General features: G+C 67.8%; 12 protein-coding genes, 1 tRNA gene and 5 pseudogenes. 7 read left to right on the top strand and 11 right to left on the bottom strand.

The features are described 5' to 3' along the window. Positions 1-177 precede the first annotated feature (177 nt). The 3 genes from H3H54_RS11505 to H3H54_RS11495 all read left to right on the top strand — a co-directional run bounded on the left by H3H54_RS11505 (position 178) and on the right by H3H54_RS11495 (position 4,910). Positions 178-3,258 (top strand): UPF0182 family protein, encoded by a 3,081-nt coding sequence (locus H3H54_RS11505; RefSeq protein WP_262426466.1) that lies wholly within the window; start codon positions 178-180, stop codon positions 3,256-3,258. Between the two features lie 166 nt (positions 3,259-3,424). Continuing rightward, positions 3,425-3,498: transfer RNA gene (locus H3H54_RS11500), tRNA-Met, on the top strand. 755 nt (positions 3,499-4,253) lie between these two features. Further along, a complete protein-coding gene (locus H3H54_RS11495; RefSeq protein WP_262423986.1) occupies positions 4,254-4,910 on the top strand; it encodes an SOS response-associated peptidase in 657 nt (218 codons plus the stop codon). 160 nt (positions 4,911-5,070) lie between these two features. Here the strand turns inward: H3H54_RS11495 and H3H54_RS11490 are convergent, their stop codons facing one another. From H3H54_RS11490 to H3H54_RS11480, 3 genes and pseudogenes are all read right to left on the bottom strand, one after another. Continuing rightward, positions 5,071-6,144, bottom strand: coding sequence for a hypothetical protein (locus tag H3H54_RS11490; RefSeq protein WP_262423985.1), 1,074 nt, complete (start codon positions 6,142-6,144; stop codon positions 5,071-5,073). A 1,316-nt stretch (positions 6,145-7,460) separates the two neighbouring features. Then, a pseudogene (locus tag H3H54_RS11485) lies at positions 7,461-7,985 on the bottom strand (transposase family protein); the annotation flags it as partial. Between the two features lie 476 nt (positions 7,986-8,461). Next, positions 8,462-8,884: pseudogene (locus H3H54_RS11480) on the bottom strand (DUF1349 domain-containing protein); the annotation flags it as partial. A gap of 210 nt (positions 8,885-9,094) precedes the next feature. Between H3H54_RS11480 and H3H54_RS11475 the strand changes: the two are divergent. After that, complete coding sequence (locus tag H3H54_RS11475) at positions 9,095-9,475, top strand: GDSL-type esterase/lipase family protein (RefSeq protein WP_262423984.1); 381 nt, start codon at positions 9,095-9,097, stop codon at positions 9,473-9,475. After that, on the top strand, positions 9,454-9,726 hold the full coding sequence (locus H3H54_RS11470; protein WP_395962683.1) for an SGNH/GDSL hydrolase family protein: 273 nt from the start codon (positions 9,454-9,456) through the stop codon (positions 9,724-9,726). The genes H3H54_RS11475 and H3H54_RS11470 overlap by 22 nt, the downstream gene beginning before the upstream one ends. A gap of 13 nt (positions 9,727-9,739) precedes the next feature. On the opposite strand, the gene H3H54_RS11465 is transcribed toward H3H54_RS11470, so the two are convergent. From H3H54_RS11465 to H3H54_RS11440, 6 genes and pseudogenes are all read right to left on the bottom strand, one after another. Beyond that, the gene (locus H3H54_RS11465) at positions 9,740-10,540 is read right to left on the bottom strand and encodes a C2 family cysteine protease (RefSeq protein WP_262423983.1); all 801 of its coding nucleotides are present in this window, start codon (positions 10,538-10,540) and stop codon (positions 9,740-9,742) included. Positions 10,541-10,568: 28 nt separating this feature from the next. Beyond that, positions 10,569-11,788 (bottom strand): annotated as a pseudogene (locus H3H54_RS11460) (pyrophosphate--fructose-6-phosphate 1-phosphotransferase). Positions 11,789-11,919: 131 nt separating this feature from the next. After that, positions 11,920-12,714, bottom strand: a complete 795-nt coding sequence (gene hisN, locus H3H54_RS11455; protein WP_262423982.1) for a histidinol-phosphatase — start codon at positions 12,712-12,714, stop codon at positions 11,920-11,922. Between the two features lie 97 nt (positions 12,715-12,811). Continuing rightward, positions 12,812-13,879 (bottom strand): annotated as a pseudogene (gene rsgA, locus H3H54_RS11450) (ribosome small subunit-dependent GTPase A). Further along, positions 13,876-15,201: a 3-phosphoshikimate 1-carboxyvinyltransferase gene (gene aroA / locus H3H54_RS11445; RefSeq protein ID WP_262423981.1), complete on the bottom strand. Its 1,326-nt coding sequence runs from the start codon at positions 15,199-15,201 to the stop codon at positions 13,876-13,878. Before aroA ends, rsgA begins: the two are co-directional and overlap by 4 nt. 4 nt (positions 15,202-15,205) lie before the next feature. After that, positions 15,206-15,772, bottom strand: a complete 567-nt coding sequence (locus H3H54_RS11440; RefSeq protein ID WP_262423980.1) for a hypothetical protein — start codon at positions 15,770-15,772, stop codon at positions 15,206-15,208. A 246-nt stretch (positions 15,773-16,018) separates the two neighbouring features. Between H3H54_RS11440 and H3H54_RS11435 the strand changes: the two are divergent. Next, positions 16,019-16,734 (top strand): annotated as a pseudogene (locus H3H54_RS11435) (sigma-70 family RNA polymerase sigma factor). Next, entirely contained in the window at positions 16,731-17,078 is a 348-nt protein-coding gene (locus H3H54_RS11430; RefSeq protein WP_262423979.1) for a zf-HC2 domain-containing protein, read from the top strand. The pseudogene H3H54_RS11435 and the gene H3H54_RS11430 overlap by 4 nt, the downstream one beginning before the upstream one ends. Positions 17,079-17,159: 81 nt before the next feature. Here H3H54_RS11430 and H3H54_RS19640 read toward each other — a convergent pair whose 3' ends face one another. Together H3H54_RS19640 and H3H54_RS11425 are read right to left on the bottom strand one after the other, a co-directional pair. After that, positions 17,160-17,234 carry a 50S ribosomal protein bL37 gene (locus tag H3H54_RS19640; RefSeq protein WP_395963762.1) on the bottom strand — a complete coding sequence of 25 codons (75 nt, stop codon included), beginning with the start codon at positions 17,232-17,234 and terminating at the stop codon, positions 17,160-17,162. A gap of 191 nt (positions 17,235-17,425) precedes the next feature. Next, positions 17,426-17,890 (bottom strand): GDSL-type esterase/lipase family protein, encoded by a 465-nt coding sequence (locus tag H3H54_RS11425; protein WP_316249016.1) that lies wholly within the window; start codon positions 17,888-17,890, stop codon positions 17,426-17,428. Positions 17,891-17,923 lie beyond the last annotated feature (33 nt).

The following is a 17,923-nucleotide window of genomic DNA, read 5'->3' as shown; positions in this document are numbered from 1 at the left end:
GATCGAGAGGTCCCTTACAGGTTCGGCCTGACAGAATAGGAGGACCGCCGCTTCCCGCGGCGGCACCACACTGTACCCGGAGCCTCGGTCACCCCTCCTGCACTGCAGCAGCGACCGCGGGCCCCGACACCGAGGCACCTGAGGTTATCTGTGAGTTTCTCCGCCCCGTTCGGCGATATGCCACGGCCGCGTCCACGTCCTGCCCCCGATGCGAGTTCCAGCGGTCCGAGGCGGATCTCCCCGCTGGCGATCACGATCGGCGTGCTCGTCGCGCTGATCGTCCTCCTGGTCGTCGCCTCGGAGGTGTGGACCAAGTACCTCTGGATGGACCAGCTCGAGTTCACGGACGTGCTCATGACGCGCTGGGGAACCCAGGCGGTGCTGTTCCTGAGTGGTTTCGTGGTGTTCGCCGTTCCGCTGTTCCTCAGCCTGCGGATGGCCTACTCCAAGCGTCCCGTGTACCCGCCGGTCACGCGTGAGCAGGAAGCCCTCGAGCAGTTCCGCGCGGCTGTGGACCCGCTGCGCCGCGGCCTCACCTACGGCGCCCCCATCGTGATCGGTGCCTTCGGCGGGCTCGCCCTGTCCCGGCGCTGGCAGGACGTGCAGCTCTTCCTCCACCCGCAGGACTTCGGTCAGGTCGACCCGATCTTTGAGAACGACATCTCGTTCTACGTGTTCACCCTGCCGCTGATCGACCTCTTCATCGCCTTCGGGCAGTTCGTGCTGCTGGTCTCTATCGTCGGCGCGCTGGTCGGGCACTTCATCTACGGCGGTGTCAGCTGGGGTCAGGACAGCGGTCTCGAGGTCACCAGGTCCGCCCGTCGGCACCTCGGAGTGCTGGCCACGATCTACGTGCTGTTCCTCGGCGCCGGCCACTGGTTCCAGCGCTATGACCTGCTGACCGCAACCCACTCGCGGTTCGAGGGCGCCTCCTACGCGGACCACAACGCCATCCTGCCCGCCCAGACCATCCTCGCGATCGCCTCGATCGTGGTGGCCGCGCTGTTCGTGGTGTGGATCTTCCGCTCCGACTGGCGCATCCCGGCGATCGGCGCGGGTCTGATGATCCTGTCCACCCTGGTGGTAGGCAATCTCTACCCGTGGGCGATCCAGCAGTTCCAGGTCCAGCCCAACGAGCGCGCGCTCGAGCAGCCGTACATCCAGAACAACATCGACGCCACGCGCGCCGCCTTCAACCTCGACGACGTCAACGAGGTGCCGTACACGGCCACCACCGACGCCGAGCCGGGAGCGCTGCGCGAGGACGCCTCGACCACGGCGCAGATCCGCCTGATGGACCCCAACATCATCTCGCCCACCTTCGAGCAGCGTGAGGCGAACCGCCGCTACTGGGGCTTCGACGACGTGCTGAGCGTGGACCGCTACGAGATCGACGGTCAGCTGCAGGACACCGTCATCGGTGTGCGCGAGCTGCGTCCGGACAAGTTCGGCCTGGCCGATCGTTCCTGGGTCGACCAGCACATCATCTACACGCACGGCTACGGCACCGCTGCCGCGCACGGCAACCGCCGCAACGCCGACGGCGAGCCCAGCTTCCTGCAGTCCGGTGTGCCGGGTGACGGAGCCTTCGCCGAACACGAGGAGCGCGTCTACTTCGGCCGCCACTCCCCGGACTACTCGATCGTCGGCGCTCCCGAGGGCAGCGAGCCCGAGGAGTTCGACTACCAGCGCGGCAGCACCGATGACGAGGAGGGTGGCGACCAGGTTTACAACACCTTCGAGGGTGATGGCGGGCCGGCCGTGAGCAGCTTCTTCAACCAGCTGCTGTATGCGATCAAGTTCCGCGATCCGAACATCGTGATCTCCAACTACCTCAACGACGAGTCGCAGATCCTCTACGACCGCGACCCCCAGCAGAGGGTCCGCGAGGTCGCTCCGTTCCTGTCCCTGGACTCCCAGATGTATCCGGCCGTGGTCGATGACCAGCTGGTGTGGGTGGTGGACGGCTACACCACCACCACGGAGTACCCGTACGCCCAGTCCGTGGACCTGGACCAGACGGTCAACGACTCCCAGACGAACCCGAACAGCACCGCGAACAACCGCGAGCGGTCCGCGAACTACATGCGCAACTCCGTCAAGGCCACCGTCAGCGCCTTCGACGGCTCGGTGACGCTGTACACCTGGGACACGGAGGATCCGATCCTCAAGGCCTGGTCCGAGGTGTTCCCCGACGCGCTCCAGCCCGCCTCGGAGATCAGCGGCGAGCTGATGTCCCATCTGCGCTACCCGGCGGACTACTTCAAGGCCCAGCGAGAGATCCTCGCGACGTACCACGTCACGGATGCGGACGACTTCTTCACGCAGCAGGACTTCTGGCAGGTCCCGCCGGACCCGACGGTCCCGGCACCGACGAACCCCGATGGCACCACGGGGGAGCAGGCACCTCAGCCGCCGATGTATCTGACCATGCAGATGCCGGACGCGGAGGACCCACGCTTCATGCTCTCCTCGAGCTTCATCCCGTCCGAGGGGCAGAACGTGCTCACCGGCTACCTCGCGGTGGACTCCGAGACGGGCAACACCGAGGGGAACCCGGCTGACACCTTCGGGGACATGACGCTCCTGGTGCTGCCATCCTCGAACCCGGTCAACGGCCCCGGCCAGGTGCAGGCCACGTTCAACGCGGAACCGAACGTCTCGCAGGCGCTGAACCTGCTGAAGTCCGGTAACTCCGAGGTCAAGAACGGCAACCTGCTGACACTGCCCGTGGGCGGCGGGCTGCTGTACGTCCAGCCCGTCTACCTGCAGTCCTCGCAGGCCGGCGGAGGCACCCAGTACCCGCTGCTGCAGATGGTGCTGGTCTCCTTCGGCGAGAAGATCGGCTTCGCGCCCACCCTGGACGAGGCGCTGGACCTCGTCTTCGGCGGCGACTCGGGTGCCGAGGCCGGCGACGCAGCAGAGGTCATCGACCCCGATGCACCCTCGGGCACTGCCGACGCCGAGACGGGCGATGGCACCGTCGAGGAGGGCGAGGAGGCCCCAGCTGAGGATGAGGGCGGCGAGGAGAGCCCGGCACCGCCGGCGGCCGGCTCCGCCCAGGAGCGCCTCGACCAGGCCCTGACGGACATGGACACCGCTGTGGCGGACGCTGAGACCGCCATGGCCGACGGCAACTGGACCGCATACGGCGAGGCCCAGGAGCGGATGGCCGATGCGCTCGAGAGAGCGATCGCGGCGAACCAGGAGCTCGACGGCACCGGAAGTCCGGAGCCCTCCGACGGCGCAGCCGGCTGACCGATCGCCGACCCAGGGACGCCCGACCGGCTCCGGTGCTTCACCGGATCCGGGCGGGCGTTCCGGCGTTCAGGCAGGTGAACGGCCCGTGAACGTGTCATGGCACACGTTGGAGGGCCTCTGGTTGGACGCGAGGGCGACGGGGTCGTAGAGTTACACATGTCGACGCGGGGTGGAGCAGTTCGGTAGCTCGCCGGGCTCATAACCCGGAGGTCGTAGGTTCAAATCCTGCCCCCGCTACGAGATAGGGACCCTGGCCAGTGGAAACACTGACCGGGGTCCCTTTGCTTTGCCCTCTAGAGCGCGAACCTATACGCAGACCTATACGCAAGCATCCGAACGCCGCACAGTGAAGCACAGTGAAGGTGGGCGAGCCGCCTGCCGAGGGGCGAGAGTTCTTACGAGTTGCCCTGCTGTCTCCCGACATGGATACCCTCAGCGCATGGACGACATGGCGGAGTACGAGCGGCTCGGAGATCTCGCCGTTCCGTTCAGTGTGAGCAAGGAGGCCGAGAGCGCGCAGGGTCAGGTTTCGAGGCTTCACGACGCGCTACGGTGTGACGTCCCAACGCTCACCTGGGAGCAGTACAGCGCTGGAGAGCCCTGTCCAGGATGCAGTCGCCCTTACAGAAGGGACGGTTCCTGGGAAGACAAGGGCTCGATGTACTACACAGAGCAGGAGCGGGCCATGTACGAGGAAGAGGATGCCCTCTTCCGCCAGGAGCATGGCGATTGCCATGCGATGCGGCACTCGACTGTTGGGGCGCTGACAATGCACTGCGGTCGATGCTGTCCACCGCCGCCGATGTCGCCGTCTCAGGTTACGGAAGTTGCCCGGACCCTGTTCGGCCCGAGGCGGCCCGAGGAGCTCACCACCTGGAGACTTCGGCTCTACTGCGGACGAGTTCATCCGCCTGATCGGGGCGTATCTGTACCAGTCACGACGTCTACGCACAGAGGATGCAGCGGCGATCGAAAGCCGCGCTAACTGAACGATGGATACTGAAAAGATTGCCGTCGACGCCGTCTCTGCGCACTTCACCCGGATTGACCGCATGGGACTGCTGCACTCGTACGCCGCGCACCCACAGAAGGACTTCGACTGGGAGCCGGTGTTCTCCGTCGCGCCCCGCACGAAGGCTCCGGTGGTGCGCGAGCACTACGACGAAGAGATGGGCGAGGTGCAGCGGACCGTGGAGTTCGCGCGCTGGGGCTTCAAGCCCGCTTGGGCCAAGGAGATGGGCCCGCGACCCATCAAGGCGCGCTTCGAGACGGCGCACACGAACGGCATGTTCCGAGCCGGCTTCGCGAGCTCCCGCGCGGTGGTGCCGATGACCGGCTACTTCGAGTGGGTCGAGATGGACGACGGCACGACACCGATGCTGCCGAGCGTGAAGACGGCGTCGCCATCCGTGCTCACGTGGCTCATGCCGCGGATCGCCTGGATCGCGTCCCTCAGCAGGTTCCGTGCAGAGGCTGCTTCGTCGAGCAGGGCGAAGCCCTGCCGTTGGGAAAGATCCGGATGCAGGCCGGGCCGACGTTCTCCAGAGTTTGAGGTCGAGTCCAAGGCTGTGCCTGCTTCCGGGGTCGTCCGCCGAGAAGATCAGCCCGCGCTAGGCGGCAACGGGCTGATCCTGATGGCGCGAGAGTAGTACGGAGCCCGACGGACGATGAGATCTGACGGGGCCGGCGAAGCCGCCGGCCGAATGCTTATCCTCCCGAGCGAGCTGCTTCATCCCCCTAACAACTGAGTAGAAGAGGCCCGTCCTCAGCCATGAGCTGGGACGGGCCTCTTCCATTTCTCGCGCGAGATCAGCACACGCGGTTGCACCTCTCGCAGGCGGGACCACTCGTTTCATTGCAGCAGCTGAGCAGCACGCCACCGCATGAGGTGATCGCGCAGAAGATGCACGCGCCCGTTCCCGAACACGCGATGCAACCGACGCAACCTGCCGCGGAGAGGATGCAGGAAACGACGCTCGAGGAGTAGCAGCTCTCGCGGAATTCTTCGCCACCGACCCGGCAGATGCCGTTGCATCCTCCGCAGGGGTCCGGGTCATCCGCAGCGACATCAAACGTCGCCCGACCCTCGCTATCAACGACACCGTCGAGACGCCTCACGAGCGCACCGTTGACGCTCTTCTCCCGGATCTTGAAGGAAGACTCGTTGAAGTTGTCCGGGTCCTCGGTCACCTCGAGAACCCAGGCAATTGAGGCACGGCCGTCGACGAGTTCGGAGTTCTCCTGCACGACGATCATTTTGCCTGTCTGCTTGTCGTACGTGTACGACGCCTCGGAGATGGTTCCGTCGGCAAGTGTCATGCGCTTCGCCCCGACCTCCGGTGTCCCGGACGTCGATGCGGTCTGCGCTGTGGCCGTCGAGAAGGCTAGGACGTTCTTGGCGTCGGCGGAGTCCAGTTGCTTCTGAAGAAGACTCAGAGCTGATGCTTCGTCGAACGTGTCCTCGCCGGAAACCTGGAGATTCGACGTGGTGCCCCTCGCAAATGCAGCACCAGACATACCGGTCACGGTGGCGGCACCCGCTGCTAGTCCGGCGGCACCGAATGCCAGCCGGGCGAGGCCACGACGGCTGGTCCGGGCTCTGCTCACCGTGCCCCATCGGCCGCCATTGGCCTCGAGGCGGAGTTCGCCGATGTTCTTGAGGGCGCGCGCTGCGGCCTGAGGTCCGAGTTTCGACCCCAACACAGGGCCGATCTTCCAACCGACCCATCCATCGAGTGCTGTGCCGTCCGAATCCACACGGATCAGAGTGGGTGCCCAGGGCGGGTCGGAGAAGACGTCGGTGCGCCACTCCTTCATCTGGGGGTTATTCAGAGGGAGAACGTCGACCGCCGAGCCGACGTCGCTCTTCAATTGCTTGGCCATCGAACTGCATTTGCCGCACGAGGCATCGAAGCCCAGGACGAGTCGAGTGTCGCTGGTTCTCTGCGTTCCTTGTAGCACGTGCTGTCTACTTTATTGGGAGGCGTAAGATTAATGCTTCTTGGAATCGCTAGCCGCCCTCATCGAGACCACGAACAGTGGTATGGCGGAGAGCAGCATTAACACCCCCAACCATGCTATACCTGAGTCAACGATCAATTGGGACAGCCCCGCGAGGGCTACTATGACCCCGACGACCAGAAGTGTTGCTATTCTTCCGCGTGTCATGTTCCTCCAATGACAGTTGCGTGCGGGACCATTAATCCGATCTCGGGTGACCCGAATCACAATCGACGCTATCATGGTCTAATATTGAGGTCCACCCCCTCGCTAAAGCTCACCGCCCTGTTCGCGTTGTGCGAATGGCATTGTGTCCGAAATTGGCGATATGTATGCCAGGCGATCGAGTAGTGAGTAAACCATGCTGATCCGCGCGGCCGATACGGACCGGACTGCGATGAGTAACGCTCCGCTGGCGATGTTGCCCAGTTCGACTCCACCGAGGACAGGCAGCTCGCCCGGGGGCAGCGACACCCGCGGCTATAGAACGCCAGATCCCGAGACTCGCTGAGCGAGCAAATCCCGCACCCGAGCCCTCGACTAGATGTCGGGGGCTCCTCTCGTTCATGCACTTCACCTGCTTCCCCAAGGAGACCCGGCCATGTCCGGAACACCGACCGACCAGCACGCTTCCTCGCCTCTCGCCACCGTTCCTCCGGCGACCGCGGCTCCGACCAGGGACACCAACCCGAGTGCGACCGACTACGCCGTCGCACCGGGGAGTACCTGCGGGAGTGGATCGACGACACCGACACCCGCGCCGAGGACGCGGCCTTCAGTCTTAACCTCCTGCCGGAGGAGCTCACCCTCTTCCTCGCCGGCGAGTACGCGGTCACCGTGCTCTTGCTGAGGACCTCGCGACGCTCGCCGACATCCCCGACACAGCATGGCTGGCCTACGACCGCCACTACGTGGCCGATCGCGAGCGCCTGGCCGCCGCCGGCGGGAGAAGGGTGGCGCGACTGTCGCGGCCCGTCAGGTACGTCGGGGGCAAGAGCGCAAGGCTGCTTCGCCAAGGCGACACCGTCGCCCTGCGGGATCTCTCCGACGACAGGGTCCTGCAAGGCTCAGCACTGATCGTCGCGGTGACGCCGCATGATGCTCTCGCACCGCGACCGCTGACGTGCTGCCCCCCGCTCGGGATCGCCGTCGTCACCCTGGTCGGCGCTGTTGCGGCGACCAGGGTGACCGACCATCCACCGGGCGCGGCGCCATACGTGCTCGTCCACGCCGATCACGGCAACGCCATCGAAGCGGGCCGGGTCATCGATCAACAGGCGCTGGCCCTCAGCCAGAACCGCGTCGTTGGCGGTATGCCAGGCCACGCCCAGCCCAGCAGCGACGCGTGCGATCGAGAGGTGATCGACCACCAGCGCTTCCAATGCCCAACGGATCCCGCCGCGAGTGAGCTTCGCCCGCTCCGGGGCGATGGTCGAGGTGTCCTCGCGCCAGCGGTTCCCGCAGTGATCGCACCGGTATCGGCGGATCCGCACCAGCAACGTCGTGGGACGGTGCCCGAACGGGGCATGCGCCAGCGACCTCGAGACCGTTCCCCGCGAGGTCGAACGTGCTCCACAAGCCCGGCACCACGGATCTTCGTCGGCGAGGCGACATTCCAGCACTGCCCGCGCGGGAGTGAGGTGCTGGCCGACCACGACCAAGCCGAGCTCATCCACACGAGCGAAGGTCGTCAGGTCAGGGGCGTCGAAGGTAGCGTTGGGCACGTCGAGGTCTTTCGGATGGCGAGCGTAGGAACTTCCATCATCGGAGGACCTCGACGTCTATCCCGCCACCGACGCGCCAGCCCCACGCACCGCAGCTACCCCCACCTGCGAAGAGCCTGAAAACTCGGCCGGCGCGGTGGGATCCACCACTGCGTACGGCGCCCTTCTGAGAGGGTCCGCTCGCCATGTAGCGGTCTACGACATCGCCACCGAGAAGACTGAAGCTGCTCACCATGAGCTGAACCGGTGGGACGGGAATCGCTGTTCAGCGGCCTGGTTCCCAGGCGCCAGGCGTGCTCAGGAGCCGTCGCGCTGATCCTCCAGGCGCGTTGCAGTGAAAGAGATCTGGTCGAAGACGACGTCGCAGCCCTCGCCGGTCGGCGACTGCACCTCGAAGCCGATCTGCAGAGAGCCGGGGAGTCGAGGGCGAAGAGGCGCACCATGTCCCACCGCAGGCCGTCGAACGAGCTGTGGAACGCGTAGATGCCATCGATCCGGCTGATCCGCAGCCACACCTGCTCGCCGTCGACGATCATCGCGTTCGCGTCATCGGAGACTGTGCGGTTGACCACCGACACCACGGTCGCGCTGCCGTCCGGAGCGGACTCGAAGCACAGCTTCGCCCAGTGCTCCTCATCGTGCCAGAGCATCAGCACCCCGGCATCGAACTTCGAACGGAAGCCGACCGTGACCCGTGCGCTGAGCTGGAAGTCGCCCTCGGGCGCTGTGCCGAACAGGGTCCCCGCATCGAGCGTCGGCTCCGCGCCGGGGAACGGCGCGATGAAGATGTCGGTTCTGGGCTGGGAGGTGGCCCGCAGCTCGTCCTCTCCGACGACCTCCCACGGAGCCCGCGACGGGACGAGCGGGAACGGGAGCGCGGGCAGGGTGAGGGCAGGCATCACAGAACTCCTACGAGTCATCCGAGGTGGGGCGGTCGCGAGCGGGATCGGCATCGGACGCGCAAGCGGTTGACGGCGAGTCTACGGCGCGGAGTTCGGAAGCATCGTCGGGTCCATCGTCGAAGACCCGATGGTGGCAGCCGTTGCGCTGCGAATGGCCGCAGGTCATTCGAGCTACTTCTGCAACGCATTTCTGGCACGATGTCCGCCATGACTGCGACCACCGCCCCCGCCTCCCGCACCCTGCTCTTCATCGGCGACTCGATCACCGACGCCGGACGACGAGAGGACCCCGAGGAGCTCGGGCACGGCTACGTGCGCCTGCTCGCGGATCACTACGCGGCCCATGAGCCGACCGCGACGGTGATCAACCTCGGGATCGGCGGGGACAAGGTCGCTGACCTCGAGGCCCGCTTCGGCCCTGACTGTCTGGATCTCGCCCCCGACCTGGTGACGATCTACGTGGGAGTGAACGACTCCTGGCACAGCTTCACCCGCGGCGAGCACGTCAGCGAGGAATCCTTCGAGCAGGGCTACTACGGAACCTGCTGGCACAGCTGGCGGCCACCGTGCCCCATGCACCGGTGCTGATGATCATCCCCTTCGTCGCGGACGTCGACGAGCAGACGGCGCGGATCCACAGCGACCTCGACGGCAAGGTCGCGATCATCCGTCGTCTCGCTGCTGAGCATGGCCACCGGACCGTGGACCTCGAGCAGGTGCTGGCAGACGCCCTCGCGGCCGGGCACACACCGAGCACCATCGCCGAGGACGGAGTGCATCCCACCCCGCCCGGGCACCGCCTGATCGCCGACGCCTGGCTCGACGCAGCGCGGCGCTGAGCAGGCACCAGGGTCAGCGCAGCGGGCCGGTCACATCCACCGAGAGGAACCCGCGCCGGAAGCTGCGGGCATCGATGACCAGCAGGTGCTCAGGACGCCATGGATTGCGAAGCCGCACATGGCCGCTGTGTGCATTGGCCCCGACCACGGCGAACACATGGTTGCTCGGCAGCGGCCCGGCCATGGTCGACACCCGTCCGCTGAAGGGATGCGTGGACGCGGCGATCGCGCGCCCCTCGCTGCGCCAGGCGATGATCTGTGCGGCGCTCGGCATCCGCAGCTGCGAGTGCACCCGCTCGCCCAGCAGCAGCTCGAAGCCGAAGCGGGCGAACCCGCGCTGCAGGAAGGCGTAGTCCGCGGCGAGATGGGCGGCGATCGCCTTCTCGAGCGCGCCCACCCATCCTGGGTTCGCTCCGTCCCGTCGGCCGTACTGGAACACCCCGTGCTCGTCGACGGGGAAACGTCGATCCACGCGCAGCGGCGTCGCGACACCGGGCAGGCGTACGGTCACGATCCCGTGGCTCTCGGCGGTGAGCAGCGCCCGCAGCCGCTCCGGTGCAGTCTCGTGGAGCGCGAGCATCGGAGCCATCACCCAGCAGTCTCCGAGCCTGCCCTGGCGGGGCCGCAGCAGCCGGGCCGGGGCGAGGGGTCCGCGGTCCTCCATGAGCGCTGTCGCGGCCGGGCCGGGGCCCAGGTGGAGGATGTCGGAGTCATCGGTCCCCGGATGCGCTTCGCGCGCCCGCCCCGTCAGGGCGAGCGCGCGAAGGGTGCGGCGCCAGGTGCGCACGCGGGGCCGCCGAGCGCTGCTCAGCATGTCGGCGGCCCTGTCGTCCTCAGCCGTATCAGCCGGCCTGGGCGGGGACGATCTTCTGGCCGGTGCGCTCCATGACCTCATGGAACCAGGGCTGGGAGATGTCGAAGGCCTTGTGCCCGGCGACGCGCTCGAACTCGACGGCGCGCAGCACATCGCCCCGCTCCTCGTCGTGCCCGATCAGGCCCGAGCCGCCCTCGAGGGCGACCTGCACGGCGTAGTCGGTCATCGACTTGATCAGGCGCAGGTCATCGGCGTTCGCCTTCGCGGATCGGGAGAAGTAGCCGGACTTCTGGACCATGACCTTCTCCGCGCCCAGCTTCTCGGCGAACTGCTTCGCGAACCACTGGCCGGGGTTGATCGTATCGATCTTGACGTGGCCGAAGGGATCCTTCTCCGGCTCCTCGCCACGCGCCTGCATCTCGGCGACGATCTCCGGGATCCCCGCACCCTCGGAGAGGAAGATGTTCACGCAGCCGGCATCGTCCATGACAGCCTTGAGACGCTCGGCCTCGGCGTCGATGTCCAGTGCCAGCTCGGGCAGGAACACGGCGTGAACGTCCCAGCGCTCGGCGCGGTGCCCGATCCCGGGCAGCCACTCCTGCTGGGAGTGCCAGGTCTGGTAGTACTCGGCTGCCTGCGCGGTGAGGTAGCCGCAGGCGCGGCCCATGATCTCGTGGATGATGAGCATCTTCGGGTTCGAGCCGTGCTCGGCGACGATGTTCTGCGCGAAGACGCTGGACTGCTCCGCGGCGGACTGTGCACCGAGGGACTGACGGATCGGCACGATGTCGTTGTCGATCGTCTTGGGCAGGCCCACGACCTGCATCTCGTGGCCGTTGTCGTGCAGGTACTTCGCGAGGTCCGCGGCGGTGGTGTTGGTGTCGTCGCCGCCGATGGTGTGCAGGACGTCCACGCCGTCGGCCTTGAGCTTGTTCGCGGCGACCTCGAGGGCGTTCTGGCCCTCCTGGATCAGACCGCGCTTGACCAGGTCCGCGGTGTTGGTGAGCTTCACGCGGGAGTTGCCGATGGGGAGCCGCCGTAGTTGTGCAGCAGGCCGGCCTTCGCACGCACCTCGTCATCCACCACGAGCTTCTCCCCGGAGAGCAGCCCCCAGTAGCCGTGCTTGTACGCGATGATCTCGACGTCGGGCACCAGCTCGGTGTACCGCTCGATGAGACCGCCGACGGCGGAGGACAGGCAGGGGGCATAGCCACCTGCGGTCAGGAGGGCGACGCGCTTGACGGTCATAGGGGGATGTATCCCTTCACAGTTCGGGGTCACGACGTCACGAGTCTACCGATGGCGTGCACCCCGAGGCGCCGGAGGCCCCTGGGCGGACCTCTGAAGGTGATCCGGGGCCCATCGCAGGTCAGCGAGTCTCAGCCCCGGCGCTCGGCGAGAGCCTCGAGGACCTCTTCGTGCAGCAGCCCGTTGGTCGCCACGGCGTCACCGCCGAAGGGGCCGTCCTCGCCGTCCAGCGAGGTGAAGCGCCCTCCCGCCTCGGTGAGGATCGGGGCCAGCGCGACCATGTCGTGCAGCGCGAGCGCCGGTTCGCAGGCGGCATCCACCGCCCCTTCGGCCACCAGCATGTAGGACCAGAAGTCCCCGTAGGCGCGAGTGCGCCAGAAACGCTGCATGAGGTTCAGCATCTGCGGCAGCCGCTCCCGCTCCGCCCAGCCGTGCAGCGAGGAGTACGACAGCGAGGCCTCATCGATGCTGTCCACGGAGGAGACCTGGAGGCGGGAGGCGCTGTTGATTCGTGTGCCCGTCCATGCACCCGCACCCTCGCCGCCCCACCAGCGACGTCCGAGGGCGGGCGCGGAGACCAGGCCCACCACGGGCCGACCATCCTCGATCAGCCCGATCAGCGTGCCCCACACCGGCACCCCGCGCACGAAGTTGCTGGTCCCGTCGATCGGATCGATCACCCACTGGCGCGGGGAGGCGCCGGTGCTGCCGAACTCCTCACCGATCACCTGATCACGGGACCGGGAACGGGAGAGCTGCGAGCGCACCAGCTGCTCGGCGGCGCGGTCCGCGTCGGTGACCTCGGTGAGGTCGGGCTTGGTGGAGACCTCGAGGTCCTGCGCCTTGAAGCGGGACATCGTCAGCTGGTCCACGGCGTCGGCCAGCACGTGGGCCAGGCGCAGGTCATCGGCGAATCGACTCGACATGCGCCCACACTACGGGCCCGGGAGCCCCGCTCCGCGCAGCGACGCGGACCCTGCGGGACACCGGGTCACATCGAGCGTCCGACGGCCTGTACGCAGGTCACAGGTCCCATGGGTCGTTCTCCTGCAGTGCGGTCGCCAGGCGCCGGTAGGAGACCAAGCGGGCGGGCCCCGCAGTGCCGGCCCCGCCGTCGGCGACCCAGGGCATCCAGCGCGCAGTCCGGGGCGTCCTCGAGATGCGAGCAGCCGCGCGGGCAGTGCTCGGCCAGTGCCGAGAGATCCGCGAAGGCGTCCAGCAGCTCACCCGGATCCACGTGACCCAGGCCGAAGGAGCGCACCCCGGGGTGTCGATCACCCAGCCGTCATCCTCCGGCAGCTGCATCGCGAGCGCAGAGGACGAGGTGTGCCGGCCGCGCCCGGTGACATCGTTGACCACGCCGATGGCGCGGTCCGTGCCCGGCACCAGGGCGTTCAGCAGCGTCGACTTTCCCACTCCCGAATGGCCGATCAGCACGCTGATCCGACCGGAGAGCCGCTCCCGCAGCTCCTCCAATCCCACGATGCCGAGCGCCTCCGCAGAGACCGCCTCCTCCGGGGACTCCCGCCGCGTCACCACATGCTCGAGGCCCAGCGGCGAGTAGGAGGTCAGGAACGCCTCGGGAGAGCGAAGATCGGTCTTGGTGAGCACCAGCAGCGCCTCGATCCCGGCGACATAGGCCGCGACCAGGCAGCGATCGATCATGCCGCCGCGGGGCTCGGGGTTCTCGACGGCGGTGACCATCACCATCAGGTCGACGTTCGCGACCAGGGGCCGCTCCGTCGGGTCGTCGTCGTCGGCGCTGCGCCGCAGGAAGGAGCTGCGCTCCTGGATCCGCACGATCCGTGCGAGGGAGCCCTCGCGCCCGGAGACGTCACCGACGAGACCTACCAGGTCGCCGGGCACGATGGCGGAGCGGCCCAGCTCCCGGGCACGCATCGCGGTGACCGCTCGCTGCTCTTCGGTGCCTTCGCCGACGACGGTCCGCCACCGCCCGCGGTCCACGGAGACCACGCGGGCGGTGACGGCGTCCTCATGCTTGGGCCGATCCTTCGTACGAGGGCGGGAGCCGCGCCGATTGGGGCGGACGCGCACATCGCTCTCGTCGTAGTCGCGGGCCGAGCGGCTCACGCGTCGTCCACCGCCGGCTCCGGGTGCAGCATCGCCAGCCACATCCCCACGAAATCGGGGAGGGTCTTCTGCGTGGTGCCGATGTCCACCACCCGCAGGCCCGGGACCCGCAGTCCGATGATCGCGCCGGCGGTGGCCATGCGGTGATCCTCGTAGCTCTCGAACACTGCTCCCTGCAGCGGCCCGGGGTGGATCTCCACCCCGTCCTCGAGCTCGACGGTGCGGGCTCCGAGCTTCGAGAGCTCCGTGGCCAGGGCCTTCAACCGGTCGGTCTCGTGACCGCGCAGGTGGGCGACCCCGGTGAGGCGGGATGGGGAGTCCGCGAGAGCGCACAGCGCCGCCATGGTCGGCACGAGCTCGCCGACCGCGGACATGTCCGCCTCGATGCCGCGGATGGTGCCGGTGCCGCGCACGCAGACCGACTCGTCCTCGCGCCAGACCTCGCCACCCATGCGGGTCAGCAGCTCACGGTAGGAATCGCCGGGCTGCGTGGTGGTCTCCGGCCAGTCATCGACAGCGATCGTGCCGCCGGTGACCATCGCCGCGGCCAGGAACGGGCCCGAGTTCGACAGATCCGGTTCGATCGTCACCTGCACCGGACGGATCGGGCCGTGGGTGACGCTCCAGCTGTGTCGCCCGTCGTCGTCCACCCGGTGGGAGGCATCGACGCCGGCCTGACGCAGCGTATCGAGCGTCATCTCGATATGCGGCAGCGAGGGGAGCACCGGCCCGACGTGCACCAGCTCCAGATCCTGCTCCGCCCGCGCCGCCACCAGCAGTGCGTTGGAGACGAACTGGCTGGAGGCCGACGCATCGACCTCGACCCGGCCGCCGCGCAGACGGCCGGTGCCGTGCACGGTCAGCGGCAGGTGCCCGGGCTCACCGTGCTCGGTGACCTCGACCCCCTGCTGGCGGAGCACATCGATGACCGCATCCATCGGGCGCAGCAGCGCTGCATCGTCACCGGTGAAGCGGACATCGCCGTGATGCAGCGCCGCGAGCATCGGCACGAATCGCATCACCGTGCCCGCGAGGCCGGTGTGGATCTCGACCGGGTCGCCGGGATGCTCTGTGGGCGGCGGCAGCGGTGAGACGTGCAGCGAGCCGTCTCTGACCTCGAGCACGGCGCCGAGCCGCTCGAGCGCATCCCGCATCAGGCGGGTGTCGCGCGAGACCAGGGCACCGCGCAGCACGGAGGGCTCAGCGGCTGCGGCGGCCAGCAGCATCCAGCGCGCCGTCAGCGACTTCGAGCCCGGGACCCGCACCAGCGCGTCGACCGGCTGGGCGGCGACGGGTGCGTTCCACAGCACATCAGACATCATCGTCTCAACCCTGCTGGACCGAGAGCTGCTTCTGAGCGGTATGCACCGCCCCCTTCGCCTTCTTCTCCAGTTTCCCGGCCTTCTTCTCCAGCTCGCGCTGCTTGGCCGCGGCCTTCTTCTGGCTGCGCTCGATGAAGCTGTTCGCGCGGTAGCCCAGCGAGGGGCGACCGTCGTGATCGACCACGGCCAGGAGAACACCGCCGAGGAGACCGGCGTCGGTGAGGATGGACTGGACCTCGTGGGTCAGCTCCTCGCCCCGCAGCTCCCAGACCTTCTTGCGGCCCGCCCAGCCGACCGACGTGGTCAGCAGCAGAGCCGCCGCGGCCGTGCGGGGGTAACGGTTGGTGGCGTAGAGGATCCCGGCTCCGGCTGCGATGGCGCCCGTGGCCCGCACCACGGTGCGTGCGTCGAGGAAGCCGGGGGCTGGGCTGTTGGAGATCGCAGAATCGACCGCGTCGAAGGCCTGCGGGTAGACATCGATCTCTCGCTCAGGGTGCAGTGCGGTGCGCACGCCCTCGAAGATGAAGGGAGCGGCGAGCAGCGGTCGTGCGATGCGACGGACCAGGGCCATGGTGTCCTCACGTTCTTGACGGGTGTCAGCAGGTCCGGTGATCCGGCCGTGTCCGGCAGGTCACCGGCGTCCAGACTACAGCGGAGGGAACATCCGCCGGGCCGGAGGCGTTGCACCCGGTGGTGAGGCAGGCTGGATTCGGCCTGACCACGCAAGGTCGGCCGCGGCCGGGAGAGGAGACGATGCATGACCGCAGGACTGATAGAGCGCGCTCCGCACCGGCCGTGTGGCGTAGGTTGGAGGGCGATGATCCAGACAGATCCCACCCCGAGCCCTGATGCGGGCCCTCCAGATGTCGACCGCACTGCCGTCGACACGTTGCCGGACGCTGCCGCGGACTTCGACTTCGAGTCCGAGGCGCTCACGCATCTGGACTCCCTCTACGGCGGCGCGCTGCGGATGACCCGCAACCCCCACGACGCCGAGGATCTGGTCCAGGACACCTTCGTCAAGGCATTCCGGGCGCGTGACCGGTTCACCCCCGGCACGAACATGCGGGCGTGGATGTATCGGATCATGACCAACAGCTACATCTCGATCTATCGCAAGAAGCAGCGTCGGCCCAAGGAGGCCTGGACCGACACGGTCGAGGACTGGCAGCTTGCAGAGGTCGCCGGCCACACCAGCAGCGGCCTGCGCTCCGCCGAGACCGAGGTGCTCGACACCCTGCCGGATTCGGCTGTCAAGGACGCCCTCGGAGAGCTGCGTGAGGACTACCGGATCGCGGTCTACCTCGCCGACGTCGAGGGCTTCGCCTACAAGGAGATCGCCGAGATCATGGACACGCCGATCGGCACCGTCATGTCGAGGCTGCACCGGGGCGCCGCCAGCTGCGCGAGAAGCTCTCCGACTACGCCTATCGCAGCGGCTTCCTGCGCGAGGACCCGGAGGCCGCGAGCGCCGGCTCCGACTCACAGGACAGCAACAGCACCGGATCCAAGGACCGGGAGGAGGAAGGATGAGCCACAGCGACCCCGCAGCGCACGAGAGCGCGCAGCTGCGGCGCGGGCGGGACCTGCGCTACGGCCTCGAGGAGGCACTGGACGGAGAACTGCCCCAGGAGCTCGTCGAGCGGATGCGCCAGCACACTGCGGACTGCCCCGAGTGCCTCGAGGAGTGGGAGCAGGTGCGACTCATGAAGGAGCTGGTGCGCCGCAGCTGCGCGGACCGCGCTCCCTCGGAGCTGCACGAGCGCATCGCCGTGCAGTGCCGCACCGTCTCGGTGACCCGCACCGAGACCGACGGCAGCACGGTCAGCGTGACCACCACCTCGACCACCACCCGCCGCACGTACCCCGCGCCCTGAGCGGCGCGGACCACGACATGACGAAGGGCCCCTCCCGCGTGGGAGGGGCCCTTCGTCATGTCGCTCTCGGCGACATCACGGTCAGCTGTTGGGGCGCTTGCCGTGATTCGCGCCGCTCTTGCGGCGAGCCTTGCGCTTGCGTCCTCGCTTGCTCATCACGATCTCCTTCCTTCGCCCGGTAACCAGACGAGTATGCCACACCGCGACCGGCGCGGATCTTCGCCGCAGGGGGCCGCGGCCAGTGCTGAGGCAGAGGTCACTCAGCATGGACGCTGCCCACGGGGCGAGGTCAGGAGGAGGTGCCCAGCCAGGAGCCGAAGCCCGCGTGTGCAGCACCAGCCAGGCCATCAGCCCGTACCCGGTCTGCCCCGGGTGATCGCCGGGGACCGGGCGATGTCGCTCTCCCACTGGTCGTGGCCCGCCAGGCCCCCGACCGTGTCGACGTAGGGGATCCGACGACGGGAGCAGACATCCTCGTAGGCGGAGGAGAGCTCGCGCACGCCGTTCGTGATGCCGGGGTCGGCGCTGGGCGGAGGGCCCACCACGAAAGCGGGGATGCGCAGGCGTTCGAGCCCGTCGAGGATCTTGGCGAGGTTGAGCCGAGACCGGGCCAGGGAGATCCCCGACCCTACGTCGGCGCGACCCATGGCCACGACCACGCGGTGGTCGATCGACCCGTCGGCCTGCCCCTGCGTGGAGAAGCGCCGCTGCACGTCCGCGTCCCATCGCTCCGAGAGGTCCGCAGAGGACTCCCCGGGCAGCGCCGCGGCGAAGACGTCGATGCGGCTCTCGGCCCCCTGCTCGCTTGCCACCGCTCGGCCGAGCCACCCCAGGGCGCGCATCAC

Origin of the sequence: Brachybacterium sp. Z12, assembly GCF_014400405.1 — a bacterium.
Lineage (GTDB): Bacteria > Actinomycetota > Actinomycetes > Actinomycetales > Dermabacteraceae > Brachybacterium.
Note: the sequence above shows the minus strand (reverse complement) of the source record. Positions and strands in the feature narration are given on the sequence as shown.